Genomic DNA, 15,614 nt, shown 5'->3' with positions numbered 1-15,614 from the left:
GTGGCCAGGTCATCCGTGCGGGTCGCCAGACGACCGCCTCCGGTACGCGCCAGAGGCGCCTCCCACCCGCCGGGCGACAGCGGTCCCCGGCGGCTCCTCAACAGGGTCCGCCGGGCGTGGGACCGGCCGCTCACCGCGTACTACCTCATCCTCGGCAGCAGCCTGCTGCTCACCGGGCTCGGCCTGGTGATGGTCTACTCGGCCTCGATGATCCAGGCGCTCCAGCTGGACCTGCCCGCCTCGTACTTCTTCCGCAAGCAGTTCGTGGCGGCCGTGCTCGGCGCGATCCTGCTCCTGGTCGCCATGCGGATGCCCATCAAGCTGCACCGGGCGCTCGCCTATCCGATCCTCGCGGTGACCGTCTTCCTGATGGTCCTCGTGCAGATCCCGGGGATAGGGCGCAGCGTCAACGGCAACCAGAACTGGATCTACCTGGGCGGCCCCTTCCAGCTCCAGCCCAGTGAGTTCGGCAAGCTCGCCCTGGTCCTGTGGGGCGCCGACCTGCTGGCGCGCAAATACGACAAGCGGCTCCTCGCCCAGTGGAAACACATGCTGGTGCCGCTCGTGCCGGTCGCCTTCATGCTGCTCGGACTCATCATGCTCGGCGGCGACATGGGCACCGCGATCATTCTCACGGCGATCCTCTTCGGGCTGCTGTGGCTCGCGGGAGCGCCCACCCGGCTCTTCGCCGGCGTGCTCGGCGTCGCGGCGCTGCTCGGTGTGATTCTCATCAAGACCAGCCCCAACCGCATGGCCCGGCTCGCGTGCATCGGCGCCACCGACCCCGGCCCCGGCGACCAGTGCTGGCAGGCCGTGCACGGCATCTATGCCCTGGCCTCCGGCGGATTCTTCGGTTCCGGTCTCGGCGCGAGTGTGGAAAAATGGGGTCAACTGCCTGAACCCCACACGGACTTCATCTTCGCCATCACCGGGGAGGAACTCGGTCTGGCGGGGACACTGTCGGTGCTCGCCCTGTTCGCGGCTCTAGGCTATGCGGGTATCCGCGTGGCCGGACGCACGGAGGACCCCTTCGTGAGGTATGCCGCGGGAGGCGTGACCACCTGGATCACGGCGCAGGCCGTGATCAACGTCGGTGCGGTGCTCGGTCTGCTGCCGATCGCCGGTGTCCCGCTCCCGCTGTTCTCCTACGGGGGTTCGGCCCTGCTGCCGACCATGTTCGCCATCGGACTCCTCATCGCCTTCGCGCGATCGGACCCGGCGGCGAAGGCGGCCCTGGCCATGCGGCAACCTCGGGTGAGATGGAACACGATGCGACGGCGCGTCAAGGCGCGTTCGTCCGGAGAGCGGTGAATTTCGGTGCATGTCGTACTCGCCGGTGGGGGGACCGCCGGCCACATCGAGCCCGCGCTCGCCCTCGCGGACGCCCTGCGGAGGCAGGACCCGACCGTGGGCATCACGGCCCTGGGCACGGAGCGTGGACTCGAGACCCGGCTCGTACCCGAGCGGGGCTACGAACTCGCGCTGATCCCGGCCGTCCCGCTGCCGCGCAAGCCCACCCCTGAACTGATCACCGTCCCGGGGCGGCTGCGCGGCACCATCAAGGCGGCCGAGCAGATCCTGGAGCGCACCAAGGCGGACTGCGTCGTCGGCTTCGGCGGCTACGTCGCCCTGCCCGGCTACCTCGCGGCCAAGCGGACCGGGACGCCGATCGTCGTGCACGAGGCCAACGCGCGCCCCGGCCTCGCCAACAAGATCGGTTCGCGGTACGCCCACGGGGTGGCCGTCGCCACCCCCGACAGCAAGCTGCGCAACTCCCGCTACATCGGCATCCCGTTGCGCCACACCATCGCGACGCTCGACCGGGCCCGGGTCCGCCCGGAGGCGCGCGCCGCCTTCGGCCTCGACCCGAACCTGCCGACCCTGCTCGTCTCGGGCGGCTCGCAGGGCGCCCGGCGGCTCAACGAGGTCGTCCAGCAGGTCGCGCCGGTGCTCCAGCGCGCGGGCATCCAGATCCTGCACGCCGTCGGCCCGAAGAACGAATTGCCGCAGGTGCACCAGATGCCGGGGATGCCCCCGTACATCCCGGTACCGTACGTGGACCGGATGGACCTCGCGTACGCCGCGGCCGACATGATGCTCTGCCGCGCGGGCGCGATGACCGTGGCCGAACTCTCCGCCGTCGGGCTTCCCGCCGCCTACGTCCCGCTGCCGATCGGCAACGGCGAACAGCGGCTCAACGCCCAGCCGGTGGTCAAGGCGGGCGGCGGACTCCTGGTCGACGACGCGGAGCTGACGCCCGAGTGGGTCCAGGGCAACGTGCTTCCCGTGCTCGCCGACCCGCACCGGCTGTACGAGATGTCCCGCGCGGCCTCGGAGTTCGGCCGCAGGGACGCCGACGACCTCCTCGTCGGCATGGTGTACGAGGCGATTGCGTCACGCCGCAACGCGTGAGAAGGCAGGGGACCGTGGCCGGACCGACCACCGCCGAACGACAGCGGCAGAAGTCCGGCCCGCCCCGCCCGAAACGGGTCCGCCGCACCCGGCTGGCGCGTGTGCGCACTCTGATCGTCGTACTGGCGCTCGCCGCGCTGCTCGGTGCCGGCGTGCTCTGGGTGCTCTACGGCTCGCAGTGGCTGCGTCTGGAGCGCGTGACGGTGTCGGGAACCGGCGTCCTGACGCCCGAAGAAGTGCGGGAGGCGGCCGACGCCCCCGTCGGGACACCACTGATTTCGGTCGATACGGATGCCATCGAGGAGCGGCTGCGCTCGAAATTGCCCCGAATTGACTCGGTTGACGTCGTCCGGTCCTGGCCGCACGGAATCGGTCTCGAAGTGACGGAACGCAAGTCGGCGCTCGTTCTGGAAAAGGGCGGAAAGTTCGACGAAGTGGACGCCGAGGGAGTGCGATTCGCCACGGTGGAGCGCGCGCCCAAGGGGGTGCCGCACCTCGAATTGGCGCTGGACCGGGAGAGCGGGGCGGCCAGTCTGCGCCGGTTCGGCACCGACCGGCTGCTGCGCGAGGCGGTGCGGGTCGCCGGTGACCTGCCCGAAGCGGTGGCCCGCGACACCCGCAGGCTCAAGGTCCGCTCGTACGACTCCATCTCGCTGGAGTTGACCGAGGGGCGCACCGTGGCCTGGGGCAGTGGCGAGAAGGGCCGATCCAAGGCCACTACCCTTCTCGCGCTGATGAAAGCGGCTCCCAAGGCACGGCACTTCGATGTGAGCGTCCCCACCGCCCCTGCATCAGCGGGGAGTTGACGCATATCGTCGCAGGCCAGCACCCTGGTTCGGCAGCGCTACGGCTGATCACATAGGGTGAAAAGAAAAACGGGAGGTTCGGCGTGTTCGTTGAACGTGCGCCACTTGTCGACTTAGTGTCCTGTTCGGAAGAGTCCAAGGAACAGACACACTGGTAACCCTAAACTTCAGCGTTAGGGTTCGGGTCGGCGTTCGGACCGTCCCATTCGGCATCAGTCGCCGCATCGCATCGATGCGAAACGGCGACACGTAACTCGAGGCGAGAGGCCTTCGACGTGGCAGCACCGCAGAACTACCTCGCAGTCATCAAAGTCATCGGTGTCGGCGGCGGTGGTGTCAATGCCATCAACCGGATGATCGAGGTCGGTCTCAAGGGCGTCGAGTTCATCGCCATCAACACCGACGCGCAAGCCCTGTTGATGAGCGACGCCGACGTCAAGCTCGACGTCGGCCGTGAACTCACCCGCGGCCTCGGCGCCGGCGCCAACCCGGCCGTCGGCCGCAAGGCCGCAGAGGACCACCGCGAGGAGATCGAGGAGGTCCTCAAGGGGGCCGACATGGTCTTCGTCACCGCCGGCGAAGGCGGCGGCACCGGCACCGGCGGCGCACCCGTCGTCGCCAACATCGCGCGCTCGCTCGGCGCCCTCACCATCGGTGTGGTCACCCGGCCGTTCACCTTCGAGGGCCGCCGCCGCGCCAACCAGGCCGAGGACGGCATCGCGGAGCTGCGCGAAGAGGTCGACACCCTCATCGTCATCCCCAACGACCGGCTGCTGTCCATCTCGGACCGCCAGGTCTCCGTCCTCGACGCGTTCAAGTCGGCGGACCAGGTCCTGCTCTCCGGTGTCCAGGGCATCACCGACCTGATCACCACGCCCGGCCTGATCAACCTCGACTTCGCCGACGTCAAGTCGGTCATGTCCGAGGCCGGTTCGGCGCTCATGGGCATCGGCTCGGCCCGCGGAGACGACCGCGCGGTGGCCGCCGCCGAGATGGCGATCTCCTCACCGCTCCTTGAGGCGTCCATCGACGGCGCCCGCGGCGTGCTGCTCTCCATCTCCGGCGGCTCGGACCTCGGTCTCTTCGAGATCAACGAAGCGGCCCAGCTGGTCAGCGAGGCCGCCCACCCCGAGGCGAACATCATCTTCGGCGCGGTCATCGACGACGCCCTCGGCGACGAGGTCAGGGTCACCGTCATCGCGGCGGGCTTCGACGGCGGACAGCCACCGTCCAAGCGGGACAACGTCCTCGGCTCGGCCTCCTCGGGAGCGCCCAAGCGCGAGGAGCCGGCACCGTCCTCCGCACCGTCCCGCCCTGCGGAATCGTCCCGCCCGGCCTTCGGCGGCCTCGGCAGCGTCACCCCGCGCGACGAGCCCTCGACCCCGGAGCCCGCGGAGCCGGCCCCGGTGAGCGAGGCCCCGTCCGCACCGACGGCCCCGCCGCAGGTGCCGCCGGCCCGTCCCTACCAGGACAGCCAGGCCGAAGAGCTGGACGTGCCGGACTTCCTGAAGTGATACCGGACTTCTCGAAGTGATAAGCAGGCACAGCACCGTGAGCGGCGCGCACTTCGCCTTCACCGACAGGTGGGGCGGGGTGAGCGCCGTTCCGTACGAAGAGCTCAACCTCGGCGGCGCGGTCGGCGACGACCCCGAGGCCGTGCGCGCGAACCGCGCGCTGGCCGCCAAGTCCCTCGACCTCGACCCGGACCGGGTCGTCTGGATGAACCAGGTGCACGGCCGCGACGTCGCCGTGGTCGAGGGGCCGTGGGAGTCCGGCGCCGAAGTCCCGGCCGTCGACGCCGTGGTGACCGCCCGCAAGGGCCTCGCCCTCGCCGTCCTCACCGCGGACTGCACGCCCGTCCTGCTCGCCGACCCGGTGGCCAAGGTCGCCGCCGCGGCGCACGCGGGCCGCCCCGGCATGGTGGCGGGGATCGTGCCCGCCACCGTCGAGGCCATGGTGGCGCTCGGGGCGGACCCCGGGCGCATCGTCGCCCGCACCGGCCCCGCCGTCTGCGGGCGTTGTTACGAAGTGCCGGAGGCGATGCGCGCCGATGTCGCCGCCGTCGAGCCCGCGGCGTACGCCGTGACGAGTTGGGGTACGCCGGCGGTCGACGTGACCGCGGGGGTGCACGCCCAACTGGAGCGGCTCGGGGTGTGCGACCGGGAGCAGTCGCCGGTGTGCACCCTCGAATCCGGTGACCATTTCTCGTACCGCCGCGACCGGACCACCGGGCGCCTCGCGGGCTATGTCTGGTTGGACTGAGAGGGCATGACGGAGCGTAAGTCTCAACTCGCCGCAAATCTGGCGAAGGTCGAGGAGCGCATCGCCGCGGCGTGCGCGGCGGCCGGGCGCAAGCGGGAAGAAGTGACCCTGATCGTGGTCACGAAGACCTATCCGGCGAGCGATGTGCGGATTCTCTCCGAACTCGGTGTGCGGCACGTCGCGGAGAACCGCGACCAGGACGCGGCGCCGAAGGCGGCCGAGAGCGCGGATCTGCCCCTCACCTGGCACTTCGTCGGTCAGTTGCAGACCAACAAAGTCCGTTCTGTGGCCAGTTATGCCGATCTGGTGCAGTCTGTCGATCGTCCCAAGCTCGTCACAGCTCTTTCGACGGCCGCGGTGCGCGCGGAGCGCGAGATCGGCTGCCTGATCCAGGTGGCGCTCGACGCCGAGGAGAACGGGCGGGGCGCGCGCGGGGGCGTGGGGCCGGGCGGAATCGAAGAGTTGGCCGACCTCGTGGCGGGGGCGCCGGGGCTGCGGCTCGATGGTCTGATGACCGTGGCGCCGCTGACCGGACCGTACGCGGGACGGCAACAGGCGGCGTTCGAGCGGCTGATGGAATTCTCAACCCTCATGCGCGCGGCTCATCCTGCTGCGAACATGGTGTCGGCAGGGATGAGTGCGGACCTCGAACAGGCTGTGGCGGCCGGGGCGACACATGTGCGCGTCGGTACGGCGGTACTCGGAGTCCGACCCGGCCTCGGGTAACGTCGCCAAGAAGTCGGACCACAGCAGAAAATATGGTCATTCCCGCTGTTGGGCGGGGATACCTCGTGGATCGCGGGCAGTTGACGACGACAGCCGATCCACCACAGAGCGGAGGACTCAGAGCATGGCCGGCGCGATGCGCAAGATGGCGGTCTACCTCGGCCTCGTGGAGGACGATGGGTACGACGGTCCGGGGTTCGACCCCGATGACGAGTTCGAACCCGAGCCGGAGCCCGAGCGCGACCGCAGGAGGCACGAACCGCCGCATCAGTCGCACCAGTCCCATCAGGCGCAACGGGACGAATCGGTACGAGTGGTGCAGCCGCCCGCCCCGCGCGAGCCGGCGGCCCATTCCGCTTCGCCATCCGCGGAATCCGGACGTCCGGCGCGAATCGCCCCCGTGGCATCCATCACACCTGAACGCCAGAGCCTGGAGAAGAACGCACCGGTGATCATGCCCAAGGTCGTGTCCGAGCGGGAGCCCTACCGCATCACCACATTGCACCCCCGGACCTACAACGAGGCCCGTACCATCGGGGAACACTTCCGTGAGGGCACCCCGGTGATCATGAATCTGACCGAGATGGACGACACGGACGCGAAGCGACTTGTCGACTTTGCGGCCGGTTTGGTCTTCGGCCTGCATGGCAGCATTGAACGAGTGACGCAGAAGGTGTTCCTGTTGTCGCCTGCTAACGTCGATGTAACGGCGGAGGACAAGGCTCGCATCGCAGAGGGCGGGTTCTTCAACCAGAGCTGAGACGCAGTGATGCAGTAGTTGCCGTAGACGCAGTACCGGAACGACGAAGTACGAGTAACAGGGGAGAGGGAACCGCGAACATGAGCGTGGTCGTGCAGGTGCTTTACATCGCGCTGATGTGCTTCCTCATCGTGCTGATCTTCCGGCTCGTCATGGACTACGTCTTCCAGTTCGCCCGCTCATGGCAACCCGGCAAGCCGATGGTGGTCGTTCTGGAGGCCACCTACACTGTCACTGATCCACCGCTCAAGCTCCTGCGGCGGTTCATTCCGCCGCTGCGTCTCGGGGGCGTGGCGCTCGACCTGTCCTTCTTCGTACTGATGATCATCGTCTACATCCTGATCCACATCGTGAGTCAGCTGTGATGAGTGCGATGTCTAATACGGTCTTGCCGAATGCCGACGACTACGTTGAGGTGAAGAGATGCCGTTGACCCCCGAGGACGTGCGGAACAAACAGTTCACGACCGTCCGCCTCCGAGAAGGCTATGACGAGGACGAGGTCGATGCCTTCCTCGATGAGGTCGAAGCCGAACTGACGCGACTCCTCCGCGAGAACGAGGACCTGCGCGCCAAGCTCGCCGCGGCCACCCGTGCCGCCGCGCAGAACCAGCAGCAGGGCGGGATGCGCAAGGGTCCCGACGGGCCGCAGGACCAGCGCGGTCCCGGGGCTCCGGTGCCCGCCGCTATATCGGGTCCGCAGCCGGTGCCGCCGCAGCAGCATCAGCAGCAGCAGATGGGTGGCCCCATGGGCGGCCCGCCGCAGCTGCCAGGTGGCGCGCCGCAGCTGCCCGCAGGCCCCAGCGGTCACGGCCAGGGGCATGGGCCGCAGGGCGGCCCGCAGGGTCCGGGCCCGATGGGTCAGGGTCCGATGGGCGGTCCCATGGGTGGCCCCATGGGCGGTCACGGGCCGCAGATGCCGCAGCCCGGTCAGGGCCCCGGTGGCGACAGCGCCGCCCGTGTGCTCTCCCTGGCGCAGCAGACCGCCGACCAGGCGATCGCGGAGGCCCGTTCCGAGGCCAACAAGATCGTCGGCGAGGCGCGCTCGCGCGCCGAGGGCCTCGAGCGTGACGCCCGTGCCAAGGCCGACGCCCTGGAGCGGGACGCGCAGGAGAAGCACCGCGTCGCGATGGGCTCCCTGGAGTCCGCTCGCGCCACGCTGGAGCGCAAGGTCGAGGACCTGCGCGGCTTCGAGCGCGAGTACCGCACGCGTCTGAAGTCGTACCTGGAGTCGCAGCTGCGCCAGCTGGAGACCCAGGCCGACGACTCGCTGGCCCCGCCGCGCACGCCGGCCACCGCCTCGCTGCCGCCGTCCCCGGCGCCGTCGATGGCTCCGGCCGGTGCGGGTGCCCCGTCCTACGGCGGCAACCAGTCGATGGGCGGCAACCAGCCGGGCAGCGGTCCGTCCTACGGCGGCCAGCAGCAGATGTCCCCGGCGATGACCCAGCCGATGGCGCCGGTGCGGCCGCAGGGCCAGCAGCCGATGCAGCAGGCTCCGTCCCCGATGCGTGGCTTCCTCATCGACGAGGACGACAACTGACGGGCACGCCCACGCCTTAGGCGTCGGCAGCGTTCAGGGCCGGGCCCCCGGATCTTCTCCGGGGGCCCGGCCCTTTTCCGTGTGCGGGAACACCTTTTCGTACGGGGGTACGCAACGCCGAAGGCCCGGTCCCGCCGACGATCTCGGCGGGACCGGGCCTTCGTACGAGCGCTTACGCCTTGCGGAGGCGGAAGGTCAGCTTCAGGGAGTCGTCCGTGAACGGCTGTCCGAACGTGTCGTCCGCCTCACCCTGGGCGAAGTCGGTCGCGAGGACCTCGTCCGCGATGAGCTCGGCGTGCTCGGCCAGGGCCGTCCGCACCGCCGGGTCCGCGGAGGTCCACCGCAGGGCGATCCGGTCGGCGACGTCCAGGCCGCTGTTCTTGCGGGCCTCCTGGATCAGGCGGATCGCGTCACGGGCCAGGCCGGCGCGGCGCAGCTCCTCGGTGATCTCCAGGTCCAGGGCGACCGTGGCGCCGGACTCGGACGCCACCGACCAGCCCTCGCGCGGGGTCTCCGTGATGATGACCTCGTCGGGGGCGAGCGTCACCGTCTCGCCGTCGACCTCCACCGACGCGGTGCCCTCGCGCAGGGCCAGCGACAGCGCGGCCGCGTCCGCCTCGGCGACGGCCTTGGCGACCGCCTGGACGCCCTTGCCGAACCGCTTGCCGAGCGCCCGGAAGTTGGCCTTGGCCGTGGTGTCGACCAGCGAACCGCCGACTTCGGAGAGCGACGCCAGCGAGGAGACGTTGAGCTCCTCGGTGATCTGGGTGTGCAGCTCGGGGTTGAGCGACTCGAAGCCCGTGGCCGCGATCAGCGCGCGGGAGAGCGGCTGACGGGTCTTGACGCCGGACTCCGCGCGCGTGGCGCGGCCGAGCTCGACGAGCCGGCGGACGAGCACCATCTGCTGCGAGAGCTCCGGGTCGATGGCGGAGAGGTCCGCCTCGGGCCAGGAGGACAGGTGCACCGACTCCGGGGCGTCGGGGGTGACCGGCACGATCAGGTCCTGCCAGACACGCTCGGTGATGAACGGTGTCAGCGGGGCCATCAGGCGCGTGACCGTCTCGACGACCTCGTGCAGGGTGCGCAGGGCCGCCTTGTCGCCCTGCCAGAAGCGGCGGCGGGAGCGGCGCACGTACCAGTTCGAGAGGTTGTCGACGAAGACGGAGAGCAGCTTGCCGGCGCGCTGGGTGTCGTAGCCCTCCAGGGCCTGGGTGACCTGGTCGGTCAGCGCGTGCAGCTCGCTGAGGAGCCAGCGGTCAAGGAGCGGGCGGTCGGCGGGCGCCGGGTCGGCGTCGCTGGGGGCCCATTTCGACGTACGGGCGTAGAGCGCCTGGAAGGCGACCGTGTTCCAGTACGTGAGGAGGGTCTTGCGGACGACTTCCTGGATGGTGCCGTGGCCGACGCGGCGGGCGGCCCAGGGGGAGCCGCCGGCCGCCATGAACCAGCGGACCGCGTCGGCGCCGTGCTGGTCCATGAGCGGGATGGGCTGGAGGATGTTGCCCAGGTGCTTGGACATCTTGCGGCCGTCCTCGGCGAGGATGTGGCCGAGGCAGACCACGTTCTCGTACGAGGACTTGTCGAAGACCAGGGTGCCGACGGCCATCAGGGTGTAGAACCAGCCGCGGGTCTGGTCGATGGCCTCCGAGATGAACTGCGCGGGGTAGCGGCTCTCGAACAGTTCCTTGTTCTTGTACGGGTAGCCCCACTGCGCGAACGGCATCGAGCCCGAGTCGTACCAGGCGTCGATGACCTCCGGCACGCGCGTGGCCGTGCTGGAGCAGCCCTCCTGGGGGCACGTGAAGGTGATCTCGTCGATGAACGGGCGGTGCGGGTCCAGGGAGGACTGGTCGGTGCCCGTCAGGTCGGAGAGCTCGGCGCGGGAGCCGACGCAGGTGAGGTGGTCCTCCTCGCAGCGCCAGATGGGCAGCGGAGTGCCCCAGTAGCGGTTGCGGGACAGCGCCCAGTCGACGTTGTTGGTCAGCCAGTCGCCGAAGCGGCCGTGCTTGACCGAGTCCGGGAACCAGTTGGTCTTCTCGTTCTCCTGGAGGAGGCGGTCCTTGATGGCCGTGGTGCGGATGTACCAGGACGGCTGCGCGTAGTACAGCAGCGCCGTGTGGCAGCGCCAGCAGTGCGGGTAGCTGTGCTCGTACGCGATGTGCTTGAAGAGCAGCCCGCGCTCGTCGAGGTCCGCGGTCAGCTTTTCGTCGGCCTTCTTGAAGAAGACACCGCCCACGAGGGGGACGTCCTCCTCGAAGGTGCCGTCCGGGCGGACCGGGTTGACGACCGGCAGGCCGTACGACCGGCAGACCTTGAGGTCGTCCTCACCGAAGGCGGGGGACTGGTGGACGAGACCGGTGCCGTCCTCGGTGGTGACGTACTCGGCGTTGACGATGTAGTGCGCCGGAGCCGGGAACTCCACCAGCTCGAAGGGACGTTGGTAGTTCCAGCGCTCCATCTCGGCGCCGGTGAAGGTCTCGCCGGTGGTCTCCCATCCCTCGCCGAGGGCCTTCTCGACGAGCGGCTGGGCGACGACCAGCTTCTCGGGATTTTCTGAGCCCTTCGTCGCGACGACGTAGGTGACGTCGGGGTGCGCGGCGACGGCGGTGTTGGAGACGAGGGTCCACGGGGTCGTCGTCCAGACCAGGAGGGCGGCCTCGCCCGCGAGGGGACCGGAGGTGAGGGGGAAACGGACGTAGACGGACGGGTCGACGACCGTCTCGTAGCCCTGCGCGAGCTCGTGGTCGGAGAGGCCCGTGCCGCAGCGCGGGCACCAGGGGGCGACGCGGTGGTCCTGGACGAGGAGGTCCTTGTTGAAGATCTCCTTCAGGGACCACCAGACCGAGTCGACGTACTCCGGGTTCATCGTGCGGTACGCGTCGTCGAGGTCGACCCAGTACCCCATGCGGGTCGTGAGCTCGGCGAAGGCGTCGGTGTGCCGGGTCACGGACTCGCGGCACTTGGCGTTGAACTCGGCGATGCCGTACGCCTCGATGTCCTTCTTGCCGTTGAAGCCCAGCTCCTTCTCGACCGCCAGCTCCACGGGGAGGCCGTGGCAGTCCCAGCCGGCCTTGCGGGCCACGTGGTAGCCCCGCATGGTGCGGAAGCGGGGGAAGACGTCCTTGAAGACGCGGGCCTCGATGTGGTGGGCGCCCGGCATGCCGTTGGCGGTGGGCGGGCCCTCGTAGAACACCCATTCGGGGCGGCCCTCGGACTGCTCGAGGCTCTTGGCGAAGATCTTCTGCTCTTGCCAGAAGTCGAGCACGGCGTGCTCAAGGGCGGGCAGGTCGACCTGGGCGGGCACCTGACGGTACTGCGGCGGCGTATTCAACGAAGTCCTCCGGCGGATGTGCTGCCTTCCGTCGGAGGGACGAGAGCCGTGTGCGCCTGGTGCGGCGCGCTCCCGCGGTACCACCCTCCTTGGCCCTCCGGAACGGGGTCCGTGCCGGTGAGCCCCCTCATTGGGGTCGCGAAACCGGGTCTACTCGCCTCGGCCGGTACGCCTCGGCTTTCTTCCGGCGGCTCCGGGGTGATCTTCACGTCGTGCCGGCCCCCGGGCTCACACCGTCCCCGGGTCGCTCATGGCTGCGTGCGCCGCTACTCGTCCCCATCCACGCTTCTCGCTGCCGCCCAGTGTACGGCGCCCGGTGAGGGGTGGCCGACCGGTTTTCCGGGAGCCCCGGGACAGGCGGGGGAGGAGGGGACGACTGACCCGAATGGCGACATGCGGGGCGGGCGGATCCGGGCGGGCGCCCACCGGCGGATTACCCGCCGGGGAGTTGGGCACAACGCATGCAGACTCGCCGCGCGGCACCCGTGGGGCGGGCGAATCGGGCGGCGTGCCCCGTTGCCGCGGGCCTGGAGTCGATTTATCGTCCCAGCACGATTCGCGAGCAAGATCACAATATGTGAAGGGGCCGCGGCCATGGTGGCGAAGAAGACCGCCGTACAGCAGTCGGCGTCCGGCAGATCCACCGACGCGGGGGCGGCGTCCGACGCCGAAGGGACGGTGACGGGGAAGAAGGCCGCGGTGAAGAAGGCGGTGGCGAAGAAGGTCGCCGCGAAGAAGGCGGTGGCGAAGAGGGCGGTGATGGGGGAGCCGGCCAAGAAGGCCCCTGCCAAGAAGACCCCTGCCAAGAAGGCTCCGGCGAAAAGGGCACCGGGCCCGGTCAAGCAGACCGCCGCCGAGCCGGACTCCGAGAGCGCTGCCAAGGAGACCCCGGCAAAGAAGACCGCGGCGAAGAAAGCCACGGCGAAGAAGACCGCAGCAAAGAAGACCGCAGTAAAGAAGACCACGGCCGGGAAAACCGCCGAGAAGAGCACGGCTCAGCAGGGCACGGACAACGGAACGGCCGCGGACGCGGCCGAAGGTGCGGCTGAGGCCGCGGAGACGACGGGAGCCACGACGGTGGTTGCGAAGAAGACTCCGGGCACGGCGACAGCGGCGAAGCAGCCCACGGCGGTGCCCCAGGCGGTGCCGAAGGCGCGGGCCGCCGCGGCGGAGCCCGGCGAGCTCGCCGTACGGCCGGGCGAGGACCCCTGGACCCCGGAGGAGGTCGCGGAGGCCCGCACGGAGCTCCAGAGCGAGGCGCTGCGCCTCGGCAGCGAGATCGCCTCCTCCGAGGACGCCCTCGCCGGGCTGATGCGGGACTCCGGCGACGGGGCGGGCGACGACGAGGCGGACACCGGCACGAAGAACATCACGCGGGAGCACGAGATGGCGCTGGCCGCCAACGCGCGCGAGATGCTCGTCCAGACCGAGCGCGCCCTGGAACGCCTCGACGCGGGGACGTACGGCCTCTGCGAGAACTGCGGCAATCCCATCGGCAAGGCGCGGATGCAGGCCTTCCCGCGCGCGACGCTGTGCGTGGAGTGCAAGCAGAAGCAGGAGAGGCGCTCCTGAGCGCGGCCTGGACGCCGGGAACCGTACGCGTGTGCCGTACCCTCGTCCCCAGTCAGGTACCTAGGTTGAGGGACTCACGTGGCAGAGGCGGAGCGCATCATCGGTACGCCGGACATCCCTGAGGCGGCCGGGGACGAGTCGGAGCAGTCCGGCTCGCACTCCGAGGAGACTTCCGAGGAGACGGCGGCGGGCGGTCGGGACGGGCAGCGGGACGAGGCCGGGACCGGCGGCAGGGGCAAGCGCAAGATCGCCGTGCTGTTCACGGTGGCCGTCGTCGCGTACGCCCTGGATCTGATCAGCAAGATGATCGTGGTGGCGAAGCTGGAGCACCACGACTCGATCGAGCTGATCGGCGACTGGCTGCGCCTCTCCGCCATCCGGAACGCGGGCGCGGCCTTCGGCTTCGGCGAGGCCTTCACCGTGATCTTCACCTGCATCGCCGCGGCGGTCATCGTGGTGATCGCCCGGCTCGCCCGCAAGCTGTACAGCCTGCCGTGGGCGATCGCGCTCGGCCTGCTGCTCGGCGGCGCGCTCGGCAACCTCACCGACCGCCTCTTCCGCTCGCCCGGCGTCTTCGAGGGCGCGGTCGTCGACTTCATCGCCCCGAAGGGCTTCGCGGTCTTCAACCTCGCGGACTCGGCGATCGTCTGCGGCGGCATCCTGATCGTGCTGCTCTCCTTCCGCGGCCTCGACCCGGACGGCACCGTCCACAAGGACTGAGGCCCCGCGCGGCCCCCGGGGTGCCCTGTGGTGCGGGAGTGTCGGTGCGCTCCTGCATACTCAATGGGTGAGCACGATTCCCGAGATCCGTACCCTGCCCGTGCCGGACGGCCTGGAGGGCGAGCGCGTCGACGCCGCCATCTCGCGCATGTTCGGGTTCTCCCGTACGAAGGCCGCCGAGCTCGCCGCGGCGGGGAAGGTCTCGGTCGACGGCTCGGTGGTCGGCAAGTCCGAGCGGGTGCACGGCGGCGCCTGGCTGGAAGTGGAGATGCCGCAGGCGCCCGCTCCGGTGCAGATCGTCGCCGAGCCCGTCGAGGGCATGGAGATCGTGCATGACGACGACGACATCGTCGTGATCGTCAAGCCGGTCGGCGTGGCCGCGCACCCCAGCCCCGGCTGGACCGGCACGACGGTGATCGGCGGCCTCGCTGCGGCCGGGTACCGCATCTCCACCTCCGGCGCCGCCGAGCGCCAGGGCATCGTGCACCGCCTGGACGTCGGCACGTCCGGCCTCATGGTCGTCGCCAAGTCGGAGCGTGCGTACACCTCGCTGAAGCGCCAGTTCAAGGAGCGCACGGTCGACAAGCGGTACAACGCGCTGGTGCAGGGCCACCCCGACCCCATGAGCGGCACCATCGACGCCCCCATCGGCCGCCACCCGAACCACGACTACAAGTGGGCGGTCACGGCCGAGGGCAAGCCCTCCGTCACGCACTACGACCTCATCGAGGCCTTCCGCGCCGCCTCCCTGCTCGACATCAAGCTGGAGACCGGCCGCACGCACCAGATCCGCGTCCACATGTCCGCCCACCGACACCCCTGCGTGGGCGACCTGACGTATGGCGCGGACCCCACCCTCGGCAAGCGCCTCGGCCTCACGCGCCAGTGGCTGCACGCGGTCCGGCTCGGCTTCGAGCACCCGGGCGACGGCCAGTGGGTGGAGTACGAGAGCGGCTATCCCGACGACCTCCAGCTGGCGCTCGACCGGGTGCGGGCGGAGAGCTCGTGACCGCTGCGCACGTGACCGTCCGCGTCGCCGGGGACGCGGACGATCTGGAGGCCTGTTTCGCGGTCCGCAAGGACGTCTTCGTGGCCGAGCAGCAGGTCCCCGAAGAGCTCGAGTACGACGCGTACGACGCCGAGGCGGTGCACGTCCTGGCCGTGCGCGAGGACGGCGTCCCGCTGGGCACCGGACGGCTCCTGACCGGGGCCGCCGCCGCGGCGAAGAACGGCGGCGGGGCCGGTGTGGGCGCGCTCGGCCGGCTCGCCGTGACGCGCTCCGCGCGCGGGCTCGGCGTGGGGGCCCGGCTGGTCGCGGCCATCGAGGACGCGGCACGCGCGCGTGGCCTGACAGCGGTCGACCTGCACGCGCAGACGCACGCCCTGGGTTTCTACGAACGCCTCGGGTACGAGGTGTACGGACCGGAGTTCCCCGACGCGGGCATCCCGCACCGCGCGATGCGCAAGTCGCTGGGCGAGTAGCGTGGCA

14 protein-coding genes are annotated in these 15,614 nt (G+C 70.1%); 13 read left to right on the top strand and 1 reads right to left on the bottom strand.

The genetic code is table 11. The annotated features are described in order from the left end of the window. From ftsW to ACZ4Z4_RS19140, 9 genes are all read left to right on the top strand, one after another. Entirely contained in the window at window positions 1-1,311 is a 1,311-nt protein-coding gene (gene ftsW / locus ACZ4Z4_RS19180) for a putative lipid II flippase FtsW (RefSeq protein ID WP_468328312.1), read from the top strand. A gap of 6 nt (window positions 1,312-1,317) precedes the next feature. Further along, window positions 1,318-2,412 carry an undecaprenyldiphospho-muramoylpentapeptide beta-N-acetylglucosaminyltransferase gene (murG, locus tag ACZ4Z4_RS19175; protein WP_362992424.1) on the top strand — a complete coding sequence of 365 codons (1,095 nt, stop codon included), beginning with the start codon at window positions 1,318-1,320 and terminating at the stop codon, window positions 2,410-2,412. 14 nt (window positions 2,413-2,426) lie between these two features. Next, a complete protein-coding gene (locus ACZ4Z4_RS19170) occupies window positions 2,427-3,218 on the top strand; it encodes a cell division protein FtsQ/DivIB (RefSeq protein WP_468328310.1) in 792 nt (263 codons plus the stop codon). Between the two features lie 275 nt (window positions 3,219-3,493). Next, window positions 3,494-4,732: a cell division protein FtsZ gene (ftsZ, locus tag ACZ4Z4_RS19165; protein WP_398307208.1), complete on the top strand. Its 1,239-nt coding sequence runs from the start codon at window positions 3,494-3,496 to the stop codon at window positions 4,730-4,732. 37 nt (window positions 4,733-4,769) lie between these two features. Then, entirely contained in the window at window positions 4,770-5,480 is a 711-nt protein-coding gene (pgeF, locus tag ACZ4Z4_RS19160; RefSeq protein WP_468328308.1) for a peptidoglycan editing factor PgeF, read from the top strand. A gap of 6 nt (window positions 5,481-5,486) precedes the next feature. Then, a complete protein-coding gene (locus tag ACZ4Z4_RS19155) occupies window positions 5,487-6,206 on the top strand; it encodes a YggS family pyridoxal phosphate-dependent enzyme (RefSeq protein WP_468328306.1) in 720 nt (239 codons plus the stop codon). A gap of 124 nt (window positions 6,207-6,330) precedes the next feature. Then, entirely contained in the window at window positions 6,331-6,966 is a 636-nt protein-coding gene (locus ACZ4Z4_RS19150; protein ID WP_468328304.1) for a cell division protein SepF, read from the top strand. An 80-nt stretch (window positions 6,967-7,046) separates the two neighbouring features. Beyond that, entirely contained in the window at window positions 7,047-7,331 is a 285-nt protein-coding gene (locus ACZ4Z4_RS19145; RefSeq protein WP_150166801.1) for a YggT family protein, read from the top strand. Window positions 7,332-7,389: 58 nt separating this feature from the next. Next, on the top strand, window positions 7,390-8,505 hold the full coding sequence (locus ACZ4Z4_RS19140) for a DivIVA domain-containing protein (RefSeq protein WP_362992412.1): 1,116 nt from the start codon (window positions 7,390-7,392) through the stop codon (window positions 8,503-8,505). Window positions 8,506-8,677: 172 nt separating this feature from the next. Here the strand turns inward: ACZ4Z4_RS19140 and ileS are convergent, their stop codons facing one another. After that, window positions 8,678-11,833 carry an isoleucine--tRNA ligase gene (ileS, locus tag ACZ4Z4_RS19135; RefSeq protein ID WP_468328302.1) on the bottom strand — a complete coding sequence of 1,052 codons (3,156 nt, stop codon included), beginning with the start codon at window positions 11,831-11,833 and terminating at the stop codon, window positions 8,678-8,680. A 594-nt stretch (window positions 11,834-12,427) separates the two neighbouring features. Here ileS and ACZ4Z4_RS19130 point away from each other — a divergent pair. From ACZ4Z4_RS19130 to ACZ4Z4_RS19115, 4 genes are all read left to right on the top strand, one after another. Then, complete coding sequence (locus ACZ4Z4_RS19130) at window positions 12,428-13,405, top strand: TraR/DksA family transcriptional regulator (protein ID WP_468328300.1); 978 nt, start codon at window positions 12,428-12,430, stop codon at window positions 13,403-13,405. 78 nt (window positions 13,406-13,483) lie between these two features. Beyond that, the gene (lspA, locus tag ACZ4Z4_RS19125; protein ID WP_468328298.1) at window positions 13,484-14,125 is read left to right on the top strand and encodes a signal peptidase II; all 642 of its coding nucleotides are present in this window, start codon (window positions 13,484-13,486) and stop codon (window positions 14,123-14,125) included. A 67-nt stretch (window positions 14,126-14,192) separates the two neighbouring features. Next, window positions 14,193-15,134, top strand: coding sequence for an RluA family pseudouridine synthase (locus tag ACZ4Z4_RS19120; protein ID WP_362992404.1), 942 nt, complete (start codon window positions 14,193-14,195; stop codon window positions 15,132-15,134). After that, window positions 15,131-15,607: a GNAT family N-acetyltransferase gene (locus ACZ4Z4_RS19115; RefSeq protein ID WP_468328296.1), complete on the top strand. Its 477-nt coding sequence runs from the start codon at window positions 15,131-15,133 to the stop codon at window positions 15,605-15,607. The genes ACZ4Z4_RS19120 and ACZ4Z4_RS19115 overlap by 4 nt, the downstream gene beginning before the upstream one ends. Window positions 15,608-15,614: the final 7 nt, after the last annotated feature.

The organism is Streptomyces sp. NPDC030245 (assembly GCF_055572995.1).
The sequence above is the reverse complement of the archived record's forward strand: the minus strand, read 5'-3'. Positions and strand labels throughout refer to the sequence as shown.